We start from the raw sequence: 25271 nt of genomic DNA on the forward strand, positions 1-25271 counted from the left end.
GAAGTAAATAATTAATCTGGAGGAATTTGAATAGAATGCCCCTATTTCGGAGGGAATAAAGTGACGTTTTACATCAATTGTCCAAGTCAAAATCCATAATGTATTTTAGTTCCCTTTTCATCATTCATTCGTCCACAATCACGCCATCTTCTGACAACTTTTCAGGTCGAACCAAATGAAAACTTGCTTGGGCACTGGAATACTCTGCATTGGCATTATTTGTACTTTCAAATACATCGTCGGTCTTCACAGACTTGGGCTCCACAGACGTAGTAAATTGAAAAGATCGTTCCATCTCCTCCAACTCGGCAATTGCTACTATGTCTTTATGACTGGAATCATTACTTTGCACAGTTTGATGGGTAACATCCACCCCGCCACGTTTCAGCGCCATATCAGTTATTTCCACTTGGTTTAATTGGTCTTGTCCTTGTCCGGCCACAATGACGACATATGTTTTGCCTTTAGCAAGGAAGACTTTATGCTGTTCCTCTGTTTCATTTCTCTCCAACCATTTCTGAATACGTTCCGGTGCTTCTCCCGGATCAATTACTTGGAAGGGAACCGCTACAGACTTATGCTCTGTTAAAAAGCCCGATTCATGGGCTGATCCTTTTATGATGTCATTAAATCGATGGACGCTCAGATTCGGGTTCTCCTGCCCGGTTTCATACGAGTACAGACCAGTATGTATGGTCTCCAGATCCTTTTTCAGATTTTCCAGATAATGCAATTCCTCGTCGGTCAGCGTATTATGATCAGCAAAATGATTAATTGGGTGGTTTGAAAATATATGACTGCCGATTGCCCGATCAACAAAAAGATTGCCCGCATTCAGTATGAGAGCTGCTTGTTCCAGATCCCGATCGAGCTGAAGCAGAGCCCGTTCCAAATCATTTCCTTCCAACTGCTGTTCTAGTACTGAATCCAAAGAGCTTATTGTTGATTCTAATTTAAAATAAAACTGGTTCAAAAATGATTCAAATTGACGCTGACTTTCCTGGTTTGCCTGATATAGTTGCACGCCGGTGATGATGAGGACCAAAGAAAGGATGATCAACAAATATGTTTTAAGTTTTCCGAAAGATTCTTTTTTCATTGTCAACACCTTACTTGAAGAAATATACATTGTGCAAAAATTGCACTTAACATTCTATTCGACATGCAACATCTAAATTCCTTCCGGGTAAGAAGGGATTTCCTTTAAACCTCTCACTTCCTATTTTGTGTTGTCCTTCAATACATATTGAGCTATTTTTATTTTGTGATTTGTTCAAGTGCTGTATAACATTTTTATATTTCAAATTTTTAAGAAAATAGGTTTTTTCTACAATAATGTAGAATTTAATATTTTAAGATGGTATAGAATTTAAATTATAAAAAGGGGAATCATTATGAAAAAATGTATTTTAAGTATGTTGGCTGTTTTGATGATAATTATATCTATTTCATTACCAACCAAATCAGTTAATGCAGACTCTTTAAACCCTGCAGAAGCATGTAGAAACATAGATATAAGTCTTCTTTATCAAAATAAGGATACGAATAGAGTAACTTTTGAAATAACTGGTACTCCAGGTAATAGAGTTCAGTTTTCTGTACACTCATGGGATGACGGTAATTACAGTTTTGTAGATTATTTTAATATACCTAGTAGTGGAGTGCTTTATCGGTCAATGACTTTTAGTGATGGTTATTATCGTGCATATGTTTATCAATATTCTCCATGCTCGGATAATGATGCAGTGCTTTTTCGTTTATAGTTTATAGTTATTTTGATATTTCAATTGAGCAGAACCATCTATATCATCTTTTTGTACTGCCTATACTTGTTACCCATATATGAGATAAACCATATCACAGTAAGTTAAAAAGCTCATATATATTTATAATGATTTGATACATGTGTAGGTAAAATTATATATGAGGTGCTCAGAAGTATGGCAGGGTATGATATCTTTATTTAATAATTTTCATAGTTTTTTACAGTAATACTAAATAATTGTGGATCAAATTCGTTTTTTTCTATGATCTGTTTTGCTATTTCCTGTATTTCTTTATCAATATTTTCGGTTACTTTTTTATTTGCTATCTTAATTGTTACATCAACACGCTTATCATAAAGAACATCATATTCTATGCCAAATGAATAACCTTTTTCTTCATAAAGGGTGTTTCCAATCTCCGTTAAAATTTGGGATTCTACGATTTGATGATATTCTTCATCACTTGCCATTTTTTCTTTATCATTATTGGTGGTGTTTGCACTATTTTCTTTTACAAATACAAATATAAAGAACATCAATGAAGTCATTATAATTAATCCAATGATAGTTTTTCTCATATTTTAGACCCATTTCGTTAAGTAATTGGTATATACTATGTCCAATGAATTAAATAAAGAACTTAACGCATGTATTTTTGAAGTTAATTTAAAAATACCATAATGGGAACATGTATTGACAAATATGGTTTTAAAAACTGCATGTTTTACATGAGGAAAACTACGGGAAGTTTCATAACTGAAAAAGCAGCTTCACTGTTTCATTCGTATTATAAACAAATACCCAATAATCGCCAAAAGCCGGATCTTATCCTCTTTAGAAAGCGTATCCGACAACGCGACAATATCATTTTGTATATCTCTGAATAAATTTGTGTACTCATGGGGAAATTTTCCATTATAAAAGTACGCCCACTGATTTCCTTCTTCATCATTCCAGCTGAAACTCCCGGAAAAACCAGATGCTTTAATGGATAGAATCTGCTTCTTTTGTTCGTTAAATAATGTGCCTTTAATCTGAAATAGAGATTTCAGTTCTTCCTGTACGTAGATACCAATTTTCTTTTTATCCCTGTTAAATATTGTCAGCTTCGTCTGTTTCAGCCATCCTTTTTTCCGGAAAGTAAACAGGGTTTCTCCCTTATGTGATATAAAACCATATGTTAACGGAAGAAATTGAAGCAAGGCATCGTAAAAAAATTGAAACGGATACATCCACCATGGCATCATCACTGGTTTGATCATCCCGATATAATGTCCATTGTTTTCAAAAAGGAGTAACCTTGGTGTGAAGGCTGCATCTTTTTTTATCACTACATGATTCAGGTCCAGTATTTCCTGCTGTGAATGCGGAATCGCTATGTCTTTTACTGATTTGTAATGGGAACGGCTCATGATGATAATGGAGAAAATGAATCCAAGCGGTACAAGAAAAACCAACATTTCCAGCCACTCCCCTGATGTATTGGGCGTCTGAAATATGATCCACCAAAGCATGATCAATATAGTGTATCCCAAGAAAAAATACCCCAGCTTTTCACGCCGTTTGTACATTTCTGCGATCAATATATATCCCCCCGTCTGCACACAAATTTCTACTTTTACATCATATTATTTGGAATGTATTATTAATGGGATCTAAACATTACAAGTCAGGTCAAACTTAATTCTATGTATCTATTGGCACCTATTTACAGACATTCCATGTTGATCACGTTATACAACGGTCATGACACCGGCAAATAAGAAGAGGATGTGTAATGCGATAAAAATGTACTTTTTCCACCCTTTTCCCATGCTGGCAAAAAGAAAGCCGAAAAGAGGAATTAAAATTAATCCGAATATAAAAAGTGATCCTAAAAAGCCACCTATATACTGCTCCAGGAATAGGCCTGCAGCATACCAAATCAAAAATAGCAAAATGAACAGGAAAGATAGTTGCTGCAGCTTTTTTCCGAAGCCGCTTACCCAGTCTTCGGCTACCCGGAAATAAAAATCTTCTTCGTCCTTATTGCCGTGGTTGGCATCAAATGCAGATACCAGCCGCTGGCCATTCTTTGATTGGGCAGTTATTTTGCCTCTTGATAAATCATCATTCAGATTATGATATTGAACGAGGTTATCTTCATATTGTTTCAGGATCATGGTGATGTTTACATTGGAATTGCTTTTTTTTAAGTTGGACCCCTGCGATTTCAGCAGGGAATATATGGAAAATCTCGTTATAATCATATGGACTCGTGAAAAAAGTTTTTGAAACATGGTAAATACCTCTCTTTTACTGATGAAATCGATAATTACTGTTTAATGAGGAAATTTGTGGGTAAGAGCAACAAATGTACTGTATTCCTTCTCCGCACATCACTAAAAGTCACAGAGAACGCTTTCTGTTTCTCTGTGACTCAAAACAAATCCTGTCCATGATCCTATCTGTGAAAAAGAATCAATTTGGCTTCCGGTGATACGCAGCGGTGGGTTCGTTCAGTGTGCCCTTCTTCCTCCAACCTGGCCTGGCCGATTTCTTTCGCTTCTTCATCATTTTTTGCTGTAAAAGATTCATCCAGCAATTTTTCCCCTGATTGATCAAATACTGTTAATGCATACGTTCTTTGCATGTTTTTTCCTCCCCGAAGTCCTGTAAATACTGTGTGAGATTCCTTGATGCAAAAGTAATTCATTCTGCTTCTATCGTACCTATTTTTTCCGAAAATGAAAAGTGAAATGGAGCCGCAGCCGGAATTAAACATAGTTTTAACTTGTATGGTAATGTATTTTTAACTAAATGTAAAAAATGATTGACTTTATGTTAAAAAAATATTACTCTTATAAAGAGGGAGGTTTTATATTTGCCTTTGAAAGAAACAGGAACACTTCGTAATCGCATTGCAGTGCTGCGGGCTGAAAAGAAATGGTCACAAAAAGTAGTCGCTGAAAAATTGGGAGTCAGCAGGCAAACCATAATTTCTATGGAAAATAATCGCTACAATCCATCATTGAAACTGGCTTTTGAAGTTGCAAATTTATTTGAGAAGGATATCACTGAAGTTTTTCAGTATATTACAGAGGAGTGAGACGATATGGAAATGATAAAAGTTATTGCTTATATCATATTTGTGACAGTATTTTTCTTTTCCCTTTTTATCATTTTTCGATTTCAATTCGGTGAGGAGGGAAAGGATGAGCGCGGTCAGCAAATCCTTAACCAGGCATATATGATGGCATTTCCGATTTTTCCGATTGCCTGGCTTCTGACAGAGCTGTATTCAGATTTCATATCACAGCTGGATTATGAAACTTATCGAACGATCATGTGGGTGATTGTAGTCACCATATTCATTGTGCATGGAATGGCGATATTGATACAGAAACGGCGAAATTAATTGTTCCAAAAAGCTTTCTAACCCACAGCGGACTGTCTTGTTTGCTAATAGGAAATGAGCATTACGAGATTGGCAGAACAAAAAGCAAGACAGTTCAACTGATAAAATAAAAGGGCGAAGTTAAAGAGCAACTTTTGCAGCACATACTAATTACCGGGGTTTATTCTTTATCAATATAGAGGATATGAGGTAAATTATACATAAAGCAGTCAACCAATTTATAAGCCCGCAAAAATTAATCTTAATTGCTTTCTATAAAGTATTTTTAAAAGATGAAACTATTTATCGGGGCATACGTAAACAAAGAAGGGGAAAGGGGATTGAAAATGACATTACTATTGGACAATGTAACAAAGCGATTTGGGAAAGACACTGCCGTGAACCGTCTTTCACTGGAAATCCCGGAAAAGGAAATGTTCGGGTTTTTAGGCGGAAATGGGGCAGGGAAGACCACGACCTTTCGTATGATATTGGGTTTACTGGATGCGACGGAAGGTACCATAACATGGAACGGCAGCACGATCAATTATGATAAAAGCCATGTGATCGGCTATTTACCCGAGGAAAGGGGCTTATATCCGAAATTAACGGTGAAAGAACAGCTGATATATCTTGGCAGGCTGAGAGGAATGAAGAAAAATGATGTTCTGACAGAACTGGACAGCTGGCTGGAACGGTTTAAAGTGCCGGAGTATTTAAATAAAAAAGTGGAAGAATTGTCTAAGGGGAACCAGCAAAAAATCCAGTTTATTTCCGCTGTGCTACATAAACCTGAATTGCTCATACTGGATGAGCCATTTTCCGGACTCGACCCGATTAATGTGGAAATGCTAAAAGCGGCAGTGGTGGATTTAAAGGAGCAGGGAACTTCCATTGTATTTTCTTCCCATCAGATGGATCATGTGGAAGAAATGTGCAAGCATCTCTGTATATTACATAAAGGCAGTCCGGTTGTTCAGGGATCATTGCGTGAGGTTAAAGAATCATTCGGAAAGAAAAACCTTGTGGTGCATGCAGCATTTCCACTGGAATTTCTTCGTGATTTCCGTGGTGTCGTATCCTATAAAAAAACAACCGAGGGGTGCGAACTGCAAATTGAAAATGAAGAGGTTTCCCAGGACATACTTGTCGCATTACAAGGAAAAGGGTTCGTCCGTAAATTTGATTTGGAAGAACCTTCATTAAATGATATTTTCATTGAGAAAGTGGGTGCTTCCTATGAATAAGTTCTGGATCATCTTGTCTCATACATACATGACCCGGGTGAAATCAAAATCTTTTATAATCAGTACTGCAATCACATTATTATTTATTATTAGTTTAGCAAACATTCAATCCATTATAGATGTTTTTGGCGACGAGAGTGATGATCAAGTTGCAGTGATTGATGAATCCGGCGAATTCCTCGAGTCATTTAGCCAGCAGGTAGAAAATGCTGGTGAATCCGTGGAAATAATTGCCTATGACGGAACGGAAGAGGAAGCAAAAGAAATGGTGCAGGAAGGTGAATTTGATGCACTCATGACATTGGAGGCAGATGAAGAAGGGATACCGGGCGCCACCTATTATGCGAACAGCGTTTCCGGCAATGGTAATCAACTGATGCTCGAGCAGCAGTTCCAACAATTAAAAGTTGCCATTGCAACCCAGCAATCGGGAATGGATGAACAGGCGCTTGCTGACATCTATGCACCAGCATCGTTTCAAACAGTGGCATTGGATGAAGGTTCCAGAACAGAAGAGGAGCTGAGCCAGGCTAGAGGCATCGTCTATATCATGCTGTTTCTTCTCTATATGGCCGTAATTGTATATGGACAAATGATTGCAACCGATGTGGCCACGGAAAAATCTTCAAGGGTAATGGAAATCCTTGTCTCCAGTGCTCCACCGGTTACACATATGTTTGCCAAAATATTAGGAGTTGCACTACTGGGTTTAACGCAGGTCGTCCTGTTTGTCGGTGTCGGTTATGTGTTGATTTCCTCCAAGCAGGATGAACTGACAGGAGGATTCTTTGAAGTGTTTGGCATCCAGGATACATCCATATCCATTTATGTTTATGCGATTGTATTTTTCCTGCTGGGATATCTCCTGTATGCCACCATGGCCGCTATGCTGGGATCTTTGGTCAGCAGAGTGGAGGATGTGCAGCAGCTGCTTATGCCAATGATTTTTCTGATTCTAATTGCCTTTTTCATTGCGATGTTTGGAATCAGTATACCGGATGCCACCTTTGTAACAGTTACTTCCTACATTCCATTCTTTACGCCAATGGTCATGTTTTTGCGGGTAGGTATGCTGGATATACCGGCATGGGAAGTGGCTCTATCTATCGGTATATTAATAGGAACGATTGTTGTTTTGGGCCTGATCGGGGCACGAGTATATAAAGGCGGGGTGCTGATGTATGGAAAATCCTCCTCACTGAAAGACTTTAAAAAAGCGATGGCTTTATCGAAAAAAGATAAATAGTGTGTTTGGAGGTGTGTAGATGGATAACAGTAGAAGTGCGAAGGTCGATGAATATATCGATGCATTACCCGAAGATATAAAAGAAATGACGGAAAGCCTGCGGAAGCTGATCCATGAAACAGATGGTGAACTGAAAGAGGAAATAAAATGGAAAATGCCTTGTTTCTCCAGGAGCAACACAGATATATGTTACCTGCAAACAGCCAAAAAACATGTGAATCTTGGGTTTTATTCAGGTGCCAGTCTTCAGGATGAAAATAACCTTCTGGAAGGGGAAGGCAAAAAAATGCGGCATATCCGGATCAGAAAGATGGAAGATATCCAGCCGGAGAAATTTAGGGATTTGATTAGAGAAGCAATTAAATATGACGGTTGATGCAATATATAATGGCCCGGTTTATGGTGAAACCGGGTCATTATTATTTTTGCAGGAGTCAGGTATTTTTATATCGATTTCTTTTTTACCTTGCATTATTGTACTGAACCATATTATTAGCGAAGGACTGTCTAGCAATTACAGCGCATTTTCATACAAAGGGGTGCCATAGGGGGACTCAATAGTACGTCATTTTGTGTTTTTGTCATAATGGCCTACTATAGGGGGTCTCAATAGTACGTCATTTTGTGTTTTTGTCATAATGGCCTACTATAGGGGGTCTCAATGGTACGTCATTTTGTGTTTTTGTCATAATGGCCTACTATAGGGGGTCTCAATGGTACGTCATTTTGAGTTTTCCTCACAATGGCCTACTATAGCGGGTCTCAATGGTACGTCATTTTGAGTTTTCCTCACAATGGCCTACTATAGGAGCGGTGAATGGTAGGTCATCTTGAGTTTTTGTCATAATGACCTACTATAGGGGATCTCAATGGTACGTCATTTTGTGTTTTTGTCACAATGAGACACCATAGCTGCACTCAATGGTACGTCATTTTGTGTTTTTTCTACAATGAGACACCATAGCAACGCTCAATGGTGCGTCATTTTGTGTTTTTTCCACAATGAGACATCATAGCAACGCTCAATGGACTGTCATTATGTGTTATTCCTCACAATGGCATACTATAGAAACGCCCAACGGTACGTCATTTTGCAAGTTTTCCACAATGGCACACCATAGGCACACCTTTGAGTTTATAGAACGTGCATTCTGTTCCCGGGTTTGCTAAAATGAGTTTAAGTAAAACTCTGAAAGGAGGCGGATCCGTGGCGAAACAGGTGTCTTTCATTCACGCTGCCGACTTGCATTTGGACAGTCCATTCGGCGGGCTGGCACATACGCCGGATGTTATCTTTGAAGATATCCGGGAAAGTACGTTTAAAGCGTTCGGGAATTTAGTGGATGCAGCAATTGATAGACAGGTGGACTTTGTGCTGCTTGCCGGAGATTTATTTGATAATGAAAAACAGAGCTTAAAAGCCCAAGTCAGGTTAAGGAACGGATTTGAAAAGCTGAAGCAGCATCATATTCCTGTTTATCTATCCTACGGCAATCATGATTACATAAAAGGAAATGCTCATCCTGTAACGTATCCGGACAATGTTTTTATTTTTCCCGGAGAAGATGTCAGCCATTTCACATTTAAGAAAAATAATGAAAAGCTTGCTGCTATATACGGGTTCAGCTATGAAAATCGGGCGGTAACCAGGAATAAGGCAGTTGAATACGAGGTGGCAGACCGGGATGTTCCCTTTCATATAGCAATGCTGCATGGGAGTGTGGAATCAAATACGGAGCATGATACATATGCACCTTTCCAAACACGTGAATTAGCGGAGAAAGGTTTTCATTATTGGGCGCTCGGCCACATTCATCAGCGGCAGATCCTACAGTGGGACCCACCTGTTGTCTATTCCGGAAATATTCAAGGAAGAAACCGGAAAGAAACAGGGGAGAAAGGCTGTTATCATGTTATTGTGACTGAAAATGATGTATCCATGGATTTCATACCTTTACAAACCATTCAATTCCTTTCCGTTGAGATAGATGTGAGTAAGGTAAAAGAAATTCATCAGCTGGAACAGAAGCTTCGTGAGGAAATGGAAAAGTTGCAACTGGCAGAACCTGCCTTGATTGATTTAAGACTGTTCAGCGATCATACGCAGCTTCGGGATTGGGAGAATGCCGGTCTGGTGGATGAAGCAGTGGAACTGATCAATGAGATAACCGTACATGAACAAAATTGGCGTTACATTTTTCGTGTTCGCAACCGGTCAATAAACATGTACGACAATAGTTGGAAGGATGATCATTTTTTTGGCGAACTGCATCGGCAATTTTCTGAGACTGCCATTCACCCGTACTTAAAAGAATTATATCAACAGCGGCAGGCGCGCAAATATGCAGATCAGCTGTCTGCTGAAGATGAACAGGAAATTAAAAATAAAGCCGAACAATTATTAATGTATGAACTGTTGAAGGAATGAGGTGAGAAAGTTGAAAATCCTAAGCGCAACTATTTATGGGTTTGGAAAGTGGATAGATTACAGCATTGATTTTCATGAAGATGGATTTACTTGTATTTATGGAGAAAATGAATCGGGAAAATCGACGCTGCAGCAGTTTGTCCTTTTCATGTTATTTGGATTGCCACCGAAACAGCGGAATTTTTACCGGCCGAAAACGAGCGGGAAAATGGGCGGCAGGTTAACGGTGGAAGACCTGGATACAGGTGTGTTCACCATTGAACGACTGGATGAAGTAAACAATGGAGCGGCCACCTGTTATACAGAGGATGGAAAAGCATTTGATGAAGCATGGCTGGATGAACGCTTAAAAGGGATGACAAAGAAAACCTATCAGTCTATATTTTCCTTTTCCTCCATGGATTTGCAGGTAATGAACAATATGAAAGAGGATGATCTGGCCGAAATACTTCTCGGGATTGGCATGACCGGCTCCACAAAGATCTATGCTGTTGAAAAAAAGCTGGAACAGCAAATCGGGGACTTGTACAAGCAAAGAGGGACAAAACCTTTGATCAATAAGCAGTTAACCTCACTGGATCACTTACATACACAACTTCAAGAGGCAAAGCGTACGGAGGAAACCTACAAAGAGCTGAAGGATAGGCAAAGCGAATTGAACGGGGAGATTTCAGCGTATCAGGAAAGCCTTCACCAAAAAAGAAAAACAGTAAAATGGATCGAACAACAGCAGCAGGCACTCCCATATATACAGGATTATTTGACTGCAGAGAAACATCTGGCAGCATACCCGGATACGATTCCATTCCCGGAGCAGGGTATTTCCAGACTGGAGAAAATCAAGGACCAATGGCTACCGTTAAAAAGCGAACAAAATGTTTTACAGGATAACGAGCAAAAGTATAAACAAAAAGTTGCTTCTCTGCAGGAGGAATTGGCTAAATTCCCCTGGGATCGGGTTACCCGTCTGCTGAAAATGAAAGATAACCATGAGCTTCGGAATAGAGCGTTTCAGCAGCATGAAGAAAGTCTTAAGAAAATAAATGCACAGATAGACAATGAACTGGAACAGCTGGATATCCCTATCGCAGAAGAGGAGCTTGCTGCCTTGCACCTGCCTTTTCATGTGGAACGCCAGTGGCAGGATCTAAAAAACAATACGGAAACAAACAGTCTGGAACAGGAAAAGACGGATCAGGAAAAAGAAGAATTGGACAGGCAGGAGCATTTTGTTACACAGAAAAAAGAAAAACTGAAAGCTGAAATGTTGCCGGAACATCATAAAAAGGAACTGGAAGATAGAATAAAAAGTTTTCAGGAACAAAGTCAGTTCATCAAATGGCAGGAAAATGCGAACAATCAACAAAAAGAGCTGGAGAAAAATAAACAGAATAAGATGAAACATGCCAATAGACTTTTAGCCGGCAGCCTATTACTGGGGCTTGTACTTGGCGGGTCAGGAATCTTTCTCGATTTGTCCATGCTGTATTTTTTCATGATGGCTTCCATCCTGATTGGGATCATCATGTGGTACGGTGAAAGAAAGTCTTTGAAGGAAATGACTGTATTACTTGAAAAAAACGTGCGTGAGCTGCAACGACCGGATATAACCTTGGATGAGAAAGAGGAAGCGGAGCAGCTGTTAGCCTGCCATGAGGACTTGGAGCTGCAATGGAGAGCGTTGGAAGATCAGGGGAAGAAATTGTATCTTGAGCGGCTGAAATGGGAAGAGAAGAGAAGCTTCATGGAAGAAAAGAACAAGCAGCTGCATAAACAATTGGCTGAGCAATGGAGACAATATCCGTTTCTTCAAAAGCTGGATGTACGCTACTGGCCGGAAGTATATCACCGGTTGAAGCAAATCTTACAGTTAATCCGGGATAAAAGACGGATACTCGAAAACATGGACGAAATAATAGAAGAAAATGCCTACCTTGAGAATGAGGTGAAAGCTTTCTTTCCAGAGGAAACATTGCCAGTGGAAGCCGCACTGGAAAGCCTGGAAAAAATATGGGAAAGTGCAAATAACAGTAAAAAGCAGATGGAATATTACAATGAGCTATTGGATGAAAACATACAAAACCAGGGCAGACTAAAACAAAAACGGCAAGTGTACGAAAAAGAAATGGACGATTTATTTTCTTATGCAGAAGTCTCCTCAGAGGATGAATTCTATGAAAAAGCAAAGCAGATAGAAGAGAAAGCGGCATATGAAGAGGGGAAACTGAAAGCAAAAGCGCAACTGTCCCGTTTTCTACCGGAAACAGATCTGGAAAGTCTGCTCCTTGATCAGCCGGTTGAGAGTACTTTAATCAACAGACAACAGAATACGAAAGAAACCATGGAAGAACTTGAATTGACATTGGATGTGAAACGGGATGAATTGGCAGGGGTATATGCAAAACTGGATCAAATGGAAGCATCGGAAAGTTATTCTTCTCTCATGCATGAAATGGAGATGGGACAGGAAGAACTGAAGCATCTTATGAAGAAATGGGCAGTATTCAAAACGGCTAAAGAGATGCTATTGGAAACGAAGCGAAATTACCGGGACAAATACCTCGATCAGGTGATGAAAAAAACAACGGAATATTTTGCAGCACTGACTGATGGTGGTTATACGAAAGTGTTTGCCCCGGACAAAGAGAAATCCTTTTATGCAGTGTCCAGAAACGGCATAAGGTATCATGTCAATGAACTATCCAGAGGTACGGTGGATCAGCTTTATGTTTCATTACGACTGGCTATCAGCAATATTATGAGCAGGGAATACCGTATCCCTTTTATCATTGACGATGCCTTTATTCATTTTGATAACATCCGTACGAAGCGGATGATGGAATTGCTTTCCGGCATATCTGATAATAAACAGCAGATGATCATTTTTACCTGCAGGAAAGAAGTAGCCAATTTGGTTACATCATCGCAAGTAATTGAGTTGGAGAGTAAGAGCAAAATGGAAGAGCTTTCAAAAAATAGGGCAAAAACGGTCAATGTTCAGGGAATTCCGTTCGCATAAAAGAAAAAATAATGATAAACTTATTCCATATTAATTATTGCACTTGGAGGGATCCCATTGCCGGAAAACGATGTGACTCAGGACTGGGAAAACTATGACGAAACCATGGAAAAATTTATACAGGTGATTGCCAAAAATATGAATCTATATGGAATCACCTCTTCAGTAGGCAGGTTATACGGTGTATTATATTTCGCAGACGAGCCGATGACACTGGATGATATGCGGGATGCACTTGTTATGAGCAAAACGAGTATGTCCACCGGTGTCAGAGCACTGGCGGATATGAAAATGGTGGAACCGGCATATAAAAAGGGAGTAAGGAAAGATCTCTATCGGTCTGAGGAAGACTGGTATAAATCGTTCACTTCATTATTTGGAAATCGTTGGAAAAACCATACGGAATCCAATATTGAAGAAGTGGAGGAAACGATGGAGGAACTGGAAGAGATTCTCTCGAAAACAACCGATGAAACGTTAAAAGAAAAAATAGTCAGTGATATAGAGAAACTCCATAATGCAAAAAATTATTATAAATGGCTGATGAAATTTATAAATGTCGTGGAATCCGGAGAAATTTTTGATTATATTCCTAAAAATAAACAGTAAAGGGAGATGGGGGAATTTGCTCTTGCAACTCCATCTTACTACATAGACTGACAAAGTTTTGTTGTCAAGGGGGGAGACGATGAAAAAAGGGATAGGTTATTTAAGTGTAGGAGATACTTTTGATGATTTTATGCTGATTAAGGAGGTTTCCAAAGGTGTTACAAGCAATGGGAAACCTTTTTTGACATTGATTTTGCGGGATGCGTCAGGTGAAATAGAGGCTAAACTCTGGGACGCAACCAAAGAGGATGAAGCATTGTTTATACCGGAACAGATTATAAAATTAACCGGGGAAATCAATCAGTTCCGTGGTAAGCCGCAACTGAAGATATTATCTGTAAGACTGGCTCAGCCGACGGATCAGGTCTATGTTACCGATTTTGTGGAAAAGGCACCTGTGGAAAAACAGTTTTTAACGGAAAAGCTGACCGAAGCCATTTTTGAAATGAATAATCCTGCCCTGCAGCGAATTGTCCGGGCATTCATTAAAAAGTACCAGGAGGCATTATTAACTTATCCGGCAGCAGCAAAAAATCATCACGAATACGCTTCCGGTCTTGCTCATCACATTGTCAGCATGCTGGCCATGGCGAAAGAGTTGCATAAGCTATATCCGGAACTTAATAAAGATCTATTGTATGCGGGCATCATCCTTCATGATCTCGGGAAAATAAAGGAACTGTCCGGTGTGGTCACCACTTCCTATACGGTGGAAGGAAAATTATTGGGACATATTCCAATGATGGTGGAAGAGATTGGGGTTATGGCGAGAGAACTTCAAATTGAGGGTGAAGAGGTACGCATCCTACAGCATCTTGTATTGAGCCATCACGGGAAGGCAGAGTGGGGAAGCCCGATACCTCCGCTCGTGAAAGAGGCTGAATTACTCCATCTTATTGATTTGATTGACGCAAAAATGAATATGTTAAACCGGGCATTGGATAAGGTGAAACCGGGAGAATTTACAGAAAGATTGTTCGCGATGGATAATCGGTCATTTTACAAGCCATTATTTGAAGAGAGTTAAGGATGGTCATTTTTTCACCGTCTTGTTCATATACTTATGATAGGAATGATGGACAAGGGAGGCAGAAAAATGATTCTCGGTATCCCATGGTGGGTTTTTATGATGATTCTATTCATTTTTTTAAGCGGATTTATGGCGTTTCGGGCAATGAGGGCTGAGCAGAAACTGGAAGAGCACTTCATTGAAAAAGAAGGGCGGATTTATATGGAACGGATAGAGGCGGAAAAGGAAAAGAGAAAACAGCAAGTATCATCCCAGTAGGAAAATAACCGATGATAATAAATAAAGCTGATACAGTCCTGTATCAGCTTTATTTATTAGTATCTTACCCTTGCGCTTCTTCCATTTCTTCCTGTTCAAACATATTTTCAAAATCACTGATATTTACTTCTACATTGGATTCTTCAATTAAATTATTTATCTTCTCCTGTGCTGCCATAGGATCCATTCTTTCATTAAGCAGTTGGCGGCGGATTTCTTCCTCCATATCCTCCAGCTCGCCGATATTTTCCTCTGATTCGCGGATATCATTTACTTTAATGATATGAAAACCGTATTGGGTTGCGACAGGATCACTGATTTCCCCTTCTTCCATAGTAAAGGCAGCATCTTCAAATTCCGGAACCATCATACCTGTGGAGAAATACCCCAGGTTTCCGCCATCTTCGGCATTTGATTCATCTGTTGAGTATTCACTGGCAAGTTCTTCAAAGTCATCGCCATCATCAAGCCTGTCCAAGACTTCATTTGCTGTTTCTTCATCATTCACCAAAATATGCTGGGCATCAATCTCAGTATTCATACGCTCGTATCTTTCCTGGATATCTTCATCTGTAATTTCAATATCTTCGGAAATGGCCTGTTCCTGCAGTAAACTCAATCGAAGTACTTCACGCAATTCATCTTCATCCTGAATTCCCTGCTGCTGCATCCACATTTCAAATTGTTCTCCCAATTGTTCCTGCATGGATTCAAGCTCTTCTTCCACTTCGTTCTCATCTATTTCATAATTCTCTTCAAGTACTTGAATAGTCACCATTTCATTGAGAACAGCTTCACCATTTCGATTTTTTAGCTCTTCATAAAACTCTTCTTTCGTTATATTACCTGCATCACTTTCCACAACAACTTCGGAATCTGAATCAGTACAAGCTGATAGTGTAAGAATTCCCGCTGCCAGAACGGCAGGTATTGCCATTTTCTTCATTCGTGCACGCTCCTATAATTTTTGCTTGAGTTTTTAACTATGATTAAATATAACATATTCTGCTATGAAGATAACAGTCCTTTGTCAGTTCCTGTTCCTATTACACCGTGACATTTAATATCCTTACATATGCATTCACCAATAAGATGACAATCATAATATTTGTTACGCGGAATATTTTATTCTGCTTGGCAGCTTCCATTTCGGTCTTTGTACAAAATGAATGTGTTAATGAGTTAAAAATAAATAGTACGATAAATGCATAAATAATAAATGTATAGCTCATGGTAACCCCCCCTAAAACAGGATGGAAATATAAATCGGCTTTATAATTACATCCTTCTATTAACTTTATCAAATGATGACCAATATGAACAGTACCAAAAAGAATTTTTTGATGCCCGAATGGAGCTTTTAAACAAATTCCCGTACAAAAGGTGATTTTAACTTTTTTTGTTCACATGAATCACGTATAATTATAAAAGGTGTAACTATACGGAAAGGGGTAGGTTAAGTTGAGCGAAGCAAAAGATGAGACGGCATCCTTTCATGTCCAATTATTATCGAAAATATTGAATTTGGACAACTATCCCGTTGTGAAATTAATCATCGAAAATAACCTGACCAAAGAAGAATCCGAGGAATTATTTCTCCAGTTAAATAAATTGAACGAGCGATATGAACAGCAAAAGGAGGAAGGTTTTTTGGATTTCACCCCGTTGCTTGTGGAATATGCAGGTATGCTGAATGAAAAGCTTGATCCGGATCAAACGATACTTGCGCTGCAGCAGGAAGGACATTATCCTGCTTTGATGCGTGAATTCAGTAATATTATCGAAATGGATAAAAGAAAAGGCCAACACAGATCGTGAACATACCATCACTTTCCTGTTGGCCTTTTAATACTGCATATAATTTGTTCCTGCCTAACTCTCTTCCACTTTCAATTCCTTAAATAAAACCTCAATCCGCTGATGAAAATCAATAATGTCTTCCAGGCGGTCTTCTATATTAACGAGCTCCGCAGAAGTACCATCTGATTTATATTCATCCAAAAAATGATTAATCTCTTTCAGCGATTGCATTTGATGGGTAGCTGCATCCACCCATTTGCTGATATAAGTATTCATAAAAGCCTTGAAAAGCTGGGGATTCGCCTGATAGTGATCCTTTCTGACACCTTTTTTCCATACTCTCGTTACCAGATTTATTTCATACAGACTTCGTATGTTGGTGCTCATTGACGTCTTGCTTTTCCCCAATGCTACTGCCATTTCGTCCAGTGTAAGTGCTTTTTCCGAAATGTACAGGTAAGCAAACAATCGAGCTTCTGATGGAGACAAGTCGAACATTTCAAGTGTTTTGGCGAACTCCTGCATGATTTTATCCGTAATTTGTTCTGTCCGAGGTTGGTTCATTTTATCACCCTCACTGTTGTTAATTTAAGGTTACACTAAATTGCAATTCATTAAAAATGGATAATCGGGGAGTAAATTGGAGAAATTAAACGTTAATAAAAGCATATAGCGTATAATTTTCATACAGAATAAACTGTACGTAAAATTTATACTAAAATAATAGATTTCAACATTTGAATTGTACGGATAAAAAGTTTATAGTATTGGAGTAGGTCAAACGGTACGGATTTAAATATAGATTTATGTACATCCAAGCAACTACAATTACGTTTATATGCTTTTTGACTGAGTCTAAAAACCTAGGAGTAAAGTAATATTCGAAAGGGTGAGAAGTTTTGCCGATTATTGAAGCGAAGAACCTTTCAAAGGTCTTCGGGAAAAACGTAAAACAGGCAGTCGAGCTTCTGGATAAAGGCTTATCCAAAGAAGAAATATTGAAAGAAACAGGCTGCACGGTAGGTGTAAATCGTGCAACATTTTCTGTGGAAGCCGGAGAAGTATTTGTTATTATGGGACTCTCGGGAAGCGGGAAATCAACATTGGTACGGTTAATTAACAGGTTGATTGAGCCCACGGAAGGCAGCATCGAAATTGAAGGTGAAAACCTGGCTGCAATGGATAAGAAAGACCTTCGAAATGTCCGAAGAGAGAAGCTGGGAATGGTTTTTCAAAAGTTTGCTCTGTTCCCACACCGAACTATTCTGGAAAATGCTGAATTCGGCTTGGAAATCCAAAACGTTCCAAAAGAAGAACGTAGAAAGAAAGCGACAGAAGCTTTGGAACTGGTTGGCCTCGGTGGCTACTTGAATCAAAAACCAAGTCAGCTTTCAGGTGGTATGCAACAACGTGTAGGCCTTGCACGTGCATTGGCAAATGATCCGGAAGTACTGTTAATGGACGAAGCTTTTTCGGCATTGGATCCATTAATCCGCAAAGATATGCAGGATGAACTGATGGATTTGCAGGAAAAAATGAAAAAGACAATAATATTTATTACGCATGACTTGGACGAGGCTTTGCGGATAGGTGACAGGATAGCTTTGATGAAGGACGGTTCCATCGTTCAAATCGGTTCACCGGAAGAAATTCTCGTCCATCCTGAAAATGATTATGTGGAAAAATTCGTGGAAGACATCGACCGTTCCAAAGTATTAACTGCTCAACACATTATGAAGCGGCCGGAAACAGTCAATATTGAAAAACATGGTCCCCGTGTAGCGTTGGAGCGCATGAGGGAGGAAGGTCTGTCAGGCATGTATGTGATTGACAACAAGCGGAACTTAAAGGGTTATGTTACCGCTGATGATGCCTCTGACGCAAGAAAGAAAAATATAAATGATTTGAAAGAAATTTTAACGAATAACATACCAAAAGTGGATAAAGACACCTCACTCAATGAAATTTTTGATCTTATTCACGATGCACCAATGCCAGTGGCAGTGGTGGAAGATGGAAAACTTAAAGGAATTATTGTACGGGGTGCTGTGTTGGCTGCACTATCCAGTGATGGCGAGGTGAATATGGAAAATGCTTGATAATATAATGGGATCTATACCAAGAATACCGCTTTCCGAATGGACCAGCAGTTTTACGGATTGGGTGACAAATACATTTTCCATATTATTTGACCCGATAAAAGAACATTTCGGTAATTTTATGGACTTTACTTCAGATTTGCTGCTGGGAATACCGGCCATTATTATCATTTTGATCGTTGCCGTTATTGCTTTCTTTATTTCAGGGAAAAAATTTGGACTCGCTGCTTTTTCGATTGTAGGTCTATGGTTAATTTATAACCAAGGTCTATGGGAACATTTAATCAGCACTTTTACGCTGGTGCTGCTTGCAAGTCTCTTATCTGTTATAATAGGTGTTCCAATCGGCATCTTAATGTCGAAAAGCCGGACGGCAGAGGCAATTATTACGCCTATACTCGATTTCATGCAGACGATGCCGGCATTCGTATATCTAATCCCGGCGGTTGCGTTTTTCGGCATCGGAATGGTGCCGGGAGTATTTGCATCCTTGATTTTTGCAACGCCGCCAACGGTGCGTTTTACAAACCTGGGAATCCGTCAGGTTTCAAAAGAATTGGTCGAGGCTTCCGAAGCATTTGGAAGTACAGGTGCCCAGAAATTGTTTAAGGTACAGTTACCGATGGCCAGAGCAACTATTATGGCGGGCATTAACCAAACGGTAATGCTTGCATTATCCATGGTGGTGATCGCCTCCATGATCGGTGCACCTGGTCTTGGAAGAGAGGTTCTGTCAGCACTTCAGCGTGCACAGGTTGGACCTGGATTTGTTGCCGGTGTAGGTATTGTTATTCTGGCAATAATTATGGACCGTATTACGCAAAATATGAATAAAGAAAGAGATGCTTAATATTGTTGGTACCTTTTCTTGCAAAAGAAAAGTTTCCATATAAATAAAATATAAGAAAAGGGGAGTTCATATTTATGTTTAAAAAATGGAAACGTCTTGGCCTTGTGGCGGGACTTTCATTAACATTATTTGCAGCTGCTTGCGGTGCAGATGAGGAAGACACCGGTGATAATGGCGATACTGCAGATGAAAATGGTGCAGCCAATGGTGATGGCGGTGAGATTGAACTGGTTTATGTGGAGTGGGATACAGAGATTGCATCTACACACGTAATCGGTAAAGTTCTGGAAGACGAAGGTTTTGATGTTACTGTTACACCACTGGATAATGCGGTTATGTGGGAAGCTGTAGCTACTGGTGAAGCAGATGCTATGGTAGCAGCATGGCTTCCGGCAACACACGCGGCACAGTATGAAGAATACGGGGATCAAGTAGACGAAGTGGGTGTAAACCTGGAGGGTGCAAAAATTGGTCTTGTAGTCCCTGAGTACATGGATGTTGATTCCATTGCGGACCTGCAGGATGAAGCAGGCCAGATTATTACAGGTATTGAGCCTGGTGCAGGCGTAGTAGCGGCATCGGAACAATCACTGGAAGATTATAATTTGGACGGATGGGAAGTGCAAACATCCTCCAGCGGTGCAATGGCGACAGAGCTTGGTACAGCTATCAATAATGAGGAAGAAATTATTGTAACAGGCTGGTCCCCACACTGGAAATTCGCTGCCTATGACTTAAAGTATCTCGAGGATCCTGAAGGAACCTTTGGAGAAGCGGAAACCATTGAAACAATGGCTCGTGAAGGATTGGCAGAAGATATGCCTGAAGCATATTCCATCCTTGAGAACTTCTATTGGGAAAGTGAAGCAATGGAAGAAGTAATGCTGGAAATTTCCGAGGGAGCATCCCCTGAAGATGCAGCAGCAGCTTGGGTGGAAGAAAATCAAGATGTTGTAGATGAATGGGTTCAATAAGTAATAAAAAGAGGCAGCCGCATTGGTGGAAACCAGGCGGCTGCCTTCTTTTTTTACGTTAAGAAAGTATATGGCTTTAGCAGGAAAGTCGATTCGCGGATGTAAAACTTTTTAAGTCTTAAGAATAAGAAATACTGCAGGCTTGATGTATGTTAATACCCTGATGTTGTAAACAGCATATTATTGACTTTTTACTTTTTCTTCAAGATCTTTTAAACTGCTTTCAATTTGCGCCAGGTAATTATGAATGTTTTCCTGATGAGGTTCCACTGTTTCTTTCCAATCCATAACAGTTTTTTTCATCTCCTGGGTTAAATCCTTAATTAATATACTGCCTTCCTGTGACGTTTTAAACAGCTGCTCTTTAAGGCGTTCGCCATCTTCTTTCAGGTTACCGACAAGTGATTTCCACTCTGCACCCTGGTCCTTTACCCGGTTTCTCATATCTCTGCCGGAAGCCGGAGTGGTTAATAAAGTAGCTGCAACTGTCACTGTTCCACCAACCAAAAAGCCGAGGAGCAATGATTTTCCATTTGCCATATCGTTTTAACTCCTTTCGCATCTTTCTATTTCTTTTTCCTCTTTTCGAGGTGTCATCAAACGTAAAATATCACTTTAAAAAAAGAAAGCCTCTGACAAACAAGTGCCAGAGGGTGCCATTCCTTTAATTACGCAATTTCTATTGGTCGAGATCTTTTCATTATCCCTTGCACTATTGGATAAACAACGGCCATAATCAGCGTGTTCACTACCGCAGCAGGTAAAACAACACCAATAAATAATGCAAAGAATCCGCCTTCCATTAATCCTACAATGAATAATGCAACACTAAGGAATATGGAACCGCTGACCATTGTACCGACAGCAGTTAATACCGGTGCACTGATCTGGTCTTTTACCTTATTTCTGATTAACAGGAACAAAGCAAAGAAAACCAGCGCTGTAATTGGTTTATCAATGAAGTTGGCGATTTGACCGCCTGGTGCAGAAGTTGTCAGCGCGGAAATAACTCCTGTAGCCAGGGCCAAAACAATTACATACTTCATCTTTGGAAATAAAATAATTCCCAAAAACATCATTGCCAGAATCATATCCGGCTTTACCCCAAATAAAATAGGCGGAACTACAGCGTGCAGCACGGCACCGATACCTACCAGCAGTGACAAAATGACCAAAATTCTCGTATTCAATTTTACCTCTCCTCTTCTCGCTATACTCGTCTTTTTTTCCGTTCTTCTTAAAAAGAGCGGAAGATCTGTTTTCCAACTGTACACTCATTGTCAGTTGCGAAAACTTATCATTATTATAACAGATCCTGCAGCTAATAAAAAGCTTTCGTTTATATTTTTATAAGAAAAGCAAGAAAATTAGCTATTTCTTCAATTTGAAAGCATTGCTTTGATAGCGATAATAAGTTGCTTGTCCTGTGCCGCAATATGCTATCAGTATTTTATTTGACCTGTGCACTAATTTCTTTCGCCATTTCCTGTAATTTTTCCGGTGTGTAATCATCATTATGGGTGATCCAATTGGATGAATACCCGTCCCCATCACCATAGCGTGGGATGATATGAATATGGAGGTGAAAAACAGATTGGTCTGCCGGCGCTTCATTATTGTTAAGTAAATTCATGCCGATCGGTTTGTACGTTTCTTTTACAGCATTTGCAATAATCGGTATTCGGGCAAATAGTTCTTTTGCCACTTCCGGTGGAGTTTCGTAAATATTTTTCGTATGTGTTTTGGGTATGACCAATGTATGTCCTTTGGTAACCTGGCTGAGATCCAGAAAAGCGTACACGTGATCGTCCTCATACACTTTTGCAGATGGCAAGTCCCCATTAATGATCTTGCAGAAAATGCAATCTTCATGTGCCATTTTTTATCACTACTCCCTATCAGTTTATCTTCATTGTATAAAGGAATTGCAGAGAAAGTAAAGTATTCTGTGTTTTTATGTCATCAGTTGTGGGAGGTAAGATAAAAAAACAAACAGGGCTGGCCCAGTTGGACCAGCCTGCAGGGAAAAGTGGAGATTTGGAAATTAATCTAATGTGGGGACTTCGTAATGCAATCGATTAAACAGCTTTGACGCCACTTAACCTAATGATTACAAAAACCTTTTTGTCGGTAACTCATTTCGGTGAGTCTTCTTCCGGCAAAAGGGTTTTATTGCATTAGATTGTTTTCTTAAAACACCTTCCATGTTACTTACAAAACCTATATTAGAGTATCGATCACTAACACCTCATTTGTGTGAAATCACACGAAACTTCATTAGTTGCCGATCGCTAACACCTCATTTTGTGTTTGGCACGTTTGGTGATCTCCACTTTTCATTAAATAGTATGGATCCTTTTCTGCAAATATATACATAAAAAACTAAAAAAATTGTCGTTTTCCGTCTGACGGTTTAGTTGGGATTTTTCTTTTAGTAATGGTAAAATTAATGACAGAGAAAGAGGTGGACTATGGTGGAACCATTATTACGTATAGATAACCTGCATGGTGGTTATACACATAAAAATGTTTTGCACGGAATTTCCTTTGATGTAAAGCCAAAAGAAATTGTCGGGTTAATTGGTTTGAATGGTGCCGGGAAGAGTACGACGATTAAGCATGTCATCGGATTAATGCAGGCCAAAAAAGGCACAGTTGCTGTAAATGGACAAACCTTTCAGGAAAACCCGGAAGTGTACCGTTCACAAATCGGTTATATACCGGAAATGCCTATCTTATATGATGAGTTAACGTTATCTGAACATCTTCGTTTGACAGCGATGGCTTATGGTATTCCGGAAGAAACATACGAAAAAAGGGTAGGTGTATTGGCAAAGGAATTCCGTATGGAAAAGAGGATGCACTGGTTTCCCGTTCATTTTTCCAAAGGGATGAGGCAAAAAGTAATGATCATGTGTGCGTTTTTAATTGAGCCTCCTTTGTATATTGTTGATGAGCCGTTTGTCGGCTTGGATCCATTGGGTATTCAATCCTACTTGCAGATGATGGGCGAAATGAAAAATAACGGATCCGGTGTATTAATGTCCACGCATATTCTTGCAACAGCTGAACGCTATTGTGACCGATTTGTTATTTTGCATGAAGGAGAAATCCGGGCAATGGGGACGCTAGAAGAGTTACGGGAAAGCTTTCATATGCCCAATGCTGCCCTCGATGATTTATACGTGGAGCTGACAAAGGAAGAAGATAGCCATGTTTGATTCCCATGCTTTTTATAAAAAAAGAATTTCTGCTCATTTAAAAGAGACAAGCCGGTATTTACGGTATATTTTTAATGGGCATATTGCGTTTGCCACGTTTTTTTTCATTGCCGTAGCAGCGTATTATTACCAACAGGCTTTGGCCGAGCTGCCGGATAATTTTCCAACCTCCATCATTATTGGTGTTGTTTTTGGATTGATCGCCGGCTATAGTCCTGTGCGTACGTTGTTAAAAGAGCCGGATCTGGTTTTTTTAATCGCTGCCGAAAGCAAAATGAATGCCTACTTCCGCAATTCACTTGTATATAGTTTTCTTATTCAACTGTATGTGATCTTCCTGATAGCTGCCGCGCTGGGGCCATTGTACTTTGCTTCTTTTCCCGAGCGGGCCGGCAATGTATATTTATGGACGATTGCTGTTTTACTTATTTTTAAAATAGGAAATTTAATAGCAAACTGGTGGATGCAAAAAGTAAGAAACCCAAGACTGCGGCAGTTTGAAATGGTTATTCGCGTCGTGCTGAATGTGGCTGTTTTTTATTTTATGGTCAACGGAGCTATGCTTTTGGCAGGAATAGCAACCGTTTTATTTGCCATTGTATTTCTCTATGATTTTTCGTTAGCCGGAAAGCAGGCAGGGATTAACTGGATGCTGCTTGTGGAAAAAGACAACCAGCGAATGCAGGCGTTTTACCGGCTTGCCAATATGTTTGCCGATGTACCGCATTTGAAGTCTCCTATTAAAAAGCGGGCGTGGCTGGTGTCGCTTTTCAGTAAATTGCCCTTAATAAAAAAGCATACATATGACTACTTATATCGAATTACCTTTATTCGGAGCGGGGATTATCTCGGGATGTATTTCCGCTTATTACTAATCGGGCTAATTGCAATTTACTTTATTCCAAATGAAACCTTGAAAGTGTTGCTTGGTGTTTTGTTTTTGTATTTAAGCAGTTTTCAGATGATGAGTTTGTATAAACATCATCGGACGATTATGTGGTTGGATCTTTACCCGGTGGAACCTTATATTCGTAAAAAATCGTTGATACAATTACTGTTTCAATTAACATTGATTCAAACATTCGTCTTTTCACTGATGTTTTTAGTGATGGAATTGTATATCTATACTGCGATTATGCTCGTTTCAGGGATTCTTTTTAATTATGTATTTATCCATGGATATGTGAAAAAAAAGCTTGTTTAAAGTTAAACGGGGAGAAAAGGAAGAAGAAATATAACTTTGGATACAGTAATGAATTCCAGACAAGTAAACCCTTCAGGATGACCAGCCTAGAAGGGTTTACTTGTACGGGGAGCCATTACAGGTGAGCCAATAGATATTAACTCT

At 39.5% G+C, this 25271-nt stretch carries 28 protein-coding genes; 17 read left to right on the top strand and 11 right to left on the bottom strand.

Features of this window, described 5'->3' with window-relative positions; all coding sequences use genetic code 11:
- Window positions 1–124: 124 nt before the first annotated feature.
- The gene (locus ACZ42C_RS00990; protein WP_461180291.1) at window positions 125–1099 is read right to left on the bottom strand and encodes a hypothetical protein; all 975 of its coding nucleotides are present in this window, start codon (window positions 1097–1099) and stop codon (window positions 125–127) included.
- Between the two features lie 295 nt (window positions 1100–1394).
- Between ACZ42C_RS00990 and ACZ42C_RS00995 the strand changes: the two genes are divergently transcribed.
- Window positions 1395–1763 (top strand): hypothetical protein, encoded by a 369-nt coding sequence (locus ACZ42C_RS00995; RefSeq protein WP_461180290.1) that lies wholly within the window; start codon window positions 1395–1397, stop codon window positions 1761–1763.
- 200 nt (window positions 1764–1963) lie between these two features.
- On the opposite strand, the gene ACZ42C_RS01000 is transcribed toward ACZ42C_RS00995, so the two are convergent.
- From ACZ42C_RS01000 to ACZ42C_RS01015, 4 genes are all read right to left on the bottom strand, one after another.
- Window positions 1964–2344: a hypothetical protein gene (locus tag ACZ42C_RS01000; protein ID WP_461180289.1), complete on the bottom strand. Its 381-nt coding sequence runs from the start codon at window positions 2342–2344 to the stop codon at window positions 1964–1966.
- 192 nt (window positions 2345–2536) lie between these two features.
- Window positions 2537–3349: a hypothetical protein gene (locus ACZ42C_RS01005; protein WP_461180288.1), complete on the bottom strand. Its 813-nt coding sequence runs from the start codon at window positions 3347–3349 to the stop codon at window positions 2537–2539.
- Window positions 3350–3499: 150 nt separating this feature from the next.
- Entirely contained in the window at window positions 3500–4045 is a 546-nt protein-coding gene (locus ACZ42C_RS01010; RefSeq protein WP_461180287.1) for a hypothetical protein, read from the bottom strand.
- Between the two features lie 164 nt (window positions 4046–4209).
- Window positions 4210–4398, bottom strand: a complete 189-nt coding sequence (locus ACZ42C_RS01015) for a YhzD family protein (protein ID WP_461180286.1) — start codon at window positions 4396–4398, stop codon at window positions 4210–4212.
- Window positions 4399–4635: 237 nt separating this feature from the next.
- Here ACZ42C_RS01015 and ACZ42C_RS01020 point away from each other — a divergent pair, with 237 nt between their 5' ends.
- The 10 genes from ACZ42C_RS01020 (at window position 4636) to ACZ42C_RS01065 (ending at window position 14979) form a co-directional block, all read left to right on the top strand.
- On the top strand, window positions 4636–4854 hold the full coding sequence (locus ACZ42C_RS01020) for a helix-turn-helix transcriptional regulator (protein WP_461180298.1): 219 nt from the start codon (window positions 4636–4638) through the stop codon (window positions 4852–4854).
- Window positions 4855–4860: 6 nt separating this feature from the next.
- Window positions 4861–5163 (top strand): hypothetical protein, encoded by a 303-nt coding sequence (locus ACZ42C_RS01025; RefSeq protein WP_461180285.1) that lies wholly within the window; start codon window positions 4861–4863, stop codon window positions 5161–5163.
- A 326-nt stretch (window positions 5164–5489) separates the two neighbouring features.
- Window positions 5490–6389: an ABC transporter ATP-binding protein gene (locus tag ACZ42C_RS01030; RefSeq protein WP_461180284.1), complete on the top strand. Its 900-nt coding sequence runs from the start codon at window positions 5490–5492 to the stop codon at window positions 6387–6389.
- Window positions 6382–7635, top strand: coding sequence for an ABC transporter permease (locus ACZ42C_RS01035; RefSeq protein ID WP_461180283.1), 1254 nt, complete (start codon window positions 6382–6384; stop codon window positions 7633–7635). The genes ACZ42C_RS01030 and ACZ42C_RS01035 overlap by 8 nt, the downstream gene beginning before the upstream one ends.
- A gap of 19 nt (window positions 7636–7654) precedes the next feature.
- A complete protein-coding gene (locus ACZ42C_RS01040) occupies window positions 7655–8011 on the top strand; it encodes a DUF1801 domain-containing protein (RefSeq protein ID WP_461180282.1) in 357 nt (118 codons plus the stop codon).
- 831 nt (window positions 8012–8842) lie between these two features.
- Window positions 8843–10063: a metallophosphoesterase family protein gene (locus tag ACZ42C_RS01045; protein WP_461180281.1), complete on the top strand. Its 1221-nt coding sequence runs from the start codon at window positions 8843–8845 to the stop codon at window positions 10061–10063.
- 10 nt (window positions 10064–10073) lie between these two features.
- Window positions 10074–13082 (top strand): ATP-binding protein, encoded by a 3009-nt coding sequence (locus ACZ42C_RS01050; RefSeq protein ID WP_461180280.1) that lies wholly within the window; start codon window positions 10074–10076, stop codon window positions 13080–13082.
- A 105-nt stretch (window positions 13083–13187) separates the two neighbouring features.
- Entirely contained in the window at window positions 13188–13691 is a 504-nt protein-coding gene (locus ACZ42C_RS01055; RefSeq protein ID WP_461180297.1) for a GbsR/MarR family transcriptional regulator, read from the top strand.
- A 79-nt stretch (window positions 13692–13770) separates the two neighbouring features.
- Complete coding sequence (yhaM, locus tag ACZ42C_RS01060) at window positions 13771–14718, top strand: 3'-5' exoribonuclease YhaM (RefSeq protein WP_461180279.1); 948 nt, start codon at window positions 13771–13773, stop codon at window positions 14716–14718.
- A gap of 69 nt (window positions 14719–14787) precedes the next feature.
- Window positions 14788–14979 (top strand): sporulation YhaL family protein, encoded by a 192-nt coding sequence (locus ACZ42C_RS01065; protein WP_461180278.1) that lies wholly within the window; start codon window positions 14788–14790, stop codon window positions 14977–14979.
- A gap of 64 nt (window positions 14980–15043) precedes the next feature.
- Here ACZ42C_RS01065 and ACZ42C_RS01070 read toward each other — a convergent pair whose 3' ends face one another.
- Window positions 15044–15925 carry a peptidylprolyl isomerase gene (locus ACZ42C_RS01070; protein ID WP_461180277.1) on the bottom strand — a complete coding sequence of 294 codons (882 nt, stop codon included), beginning with the start codon at window positions 15923–15925 and terminating at the stop codon, window positions 15044–15046.
- Window positions 15926–16025: 100 nt separating this feature from the next.
- A complete protein-coding gene (locus ACZ42C_RS01075; protein WP_461180276.1) occupies window positions 16026–16211 on the bottom strand; it encodes a hypothetical protein in 186 nt (61 codons plus the stop codon).
- A gap of 229 nt (window positions 16212–16440) precedes the next feature.
- On the opposite strand from ACZ42C_RS01075, the gene ACZ42C_RS01080 reads away from it, so the two are divergent.
- The gene (locus tag ACZ42C_RS01080; RefSeq protein ID WP_461180275.1) at window positions 16441–16797 is read left to right on the top strand and encodes a DUF1878 family protein; all 357 of its coding nucleotides are present in this window, start codon (window positions 16441–16443) and stop codon (window positions 16795–16797) included.
- A 54-nt stretch (window positions 16798–16851) separates the two neighbouring features.
- Here ACZ42C_RS01080 and ACZ42C_RS01085 read toward each other — a convergent pair whose 3' ends face one another.
- Complete coding sequence (locus ACZ42C_RS01085) at window positions 16852–17343, bottom strand: GbsR/MarR family transcriptional regulator (protein WP_461180274.1); 492 nt, start codon at window positions 17341–17343, stop codon at window positions 16852–16854.
- A 335-nt stretch (window positions 17344–17678) separates the two neighbouring features.
- Between ACZ42C_RS01085 and ACZ42C_RS01090 the strand changes: the two genes are divergently transcribed.
- The 3 genes from ACZ42C_RS01090 (at window position 17679) to ACZ42C_RS01100 (ending at window position 20702) form a co-directional block, all read left to right on the top strand.
- Window positions 17679–18878: a quaternary amine ABC transporter ATP-binding protein gene (locus ACZ42C_RS01090; protein WP_461180273.1), complete on the top strand. Its 1200-nt coding sequence runs from the start codon at window positions 17679–17681 to the stop codon at window positions 18876–18878.
- Complete coding sequence (locus ACZ42C_RS01095; RefSeq protein ID WP_461180272.1) at window positions 18871–19728, top strand: ABC transporter permease; 858 nt, start codon at window positions 18871–18873, stop codon at window positions 19726–19728. The genes ACZ42C_RS01090 and ACZ42C_RS01095 overlap by 8 nt, the downstream gene beginning before the upstream one ends.
- 74 nt (window positions 19729–19802) lie before the next feature.
- A complete protein-coding gene (locus ACZ42C_RS01100) occupies window positions 19803–20702 on the top strand; it encodes a glycine betaine ABC transporter substrate-binding protein (protein WP_461180271.1) in 900 nt (299 codons plus the stop codon).
- A 180-nt stretch (window positions 20703–20882) separates the two neighbouring features.
- On the opposite strand, the gene ACZ42C_RS01105 is transcribed toward ACZ42C_RS01100, so the two are convergent.
- The 3 genes from ACZ42C_RS01105 to ACZ42C_RS01115 all read right to left on the bottom strand — a co-directional run bounded on the left by ACZ42C_RS01105 (window position 20883) and on the right by ACZ42C_RS01115 (window position 22581).
- Window positions 20883–21242 carry a YtxH domain-containing protein gene (locus tag ACZ42C_RS01105; protein ID WP_461180270.1) on the bottom strand — a complete coding sequence of 120 codons (360 nt, stop codon included), beginning with the start codon at window positions 21240–21242 and terminating at the stop codon, window positions 20883–20885.
- Between the two features lie 128 nt (window positions 21243–21370).
- Entirely contained in the window at window positions 21371–21892 is a 522-nt protein-coding gene (locus tag ACZ42C_RS01110) for a tryptophan transporter (protein WP_461180269.1), read from the bottom strand.
- Between the two features lie 260 nt (window positions 21893–22152).
- Window positions 22153–22581, bottom strand: a complete 429-nt coding sequence (locus tag ACZ42C_RS01115) for an HIT family protein (protein ID WP_461180268.1) — start codon at window positions 22579–22581, stop codon at window positions 22153–22155.
- 595 nt (window positions 22582–23176) lie between these two features.
- Between ACZ42C_RS01115 and ACZ42C_RS01120 the strand changes: the two genes are divergently transcribed.
- Both ACZ42C_RS01120 and ACZ42C_RS01125 read left to right on the top strand, forming a co-directional pair.
- Complete coding sequence (locus ACZ42C_RS01120) at window positions 23177–23923, top strand: ABC transporter ATP-binding protein (RefSeq protein ID WP_461180267.1); 747 nt, start codon at window positions 23177–23179, stop codon at window positions 23921–23923.
- The gene (locus ACZ42C_RS01125; protein WP_461180266.1) at window positions 23916–25127 is read left to right on the top strand and encodes an ABC transporter permease; all 1212 of its coding nucleotides are present in this window, start codon (window positions 23916–23918) and stop codon (window positions 25125–25127) included. The genes ACZ42C_RS01120 and ACZ42C_RS01125 overlap by 8 nt, the downstream gene beginning before the upstream one ends.
- Window positions 25128–25271: the final 144 nt, after the last annotated feature.

This window comes from Virgibacillus kimchii (assembly GCF_055379185.1).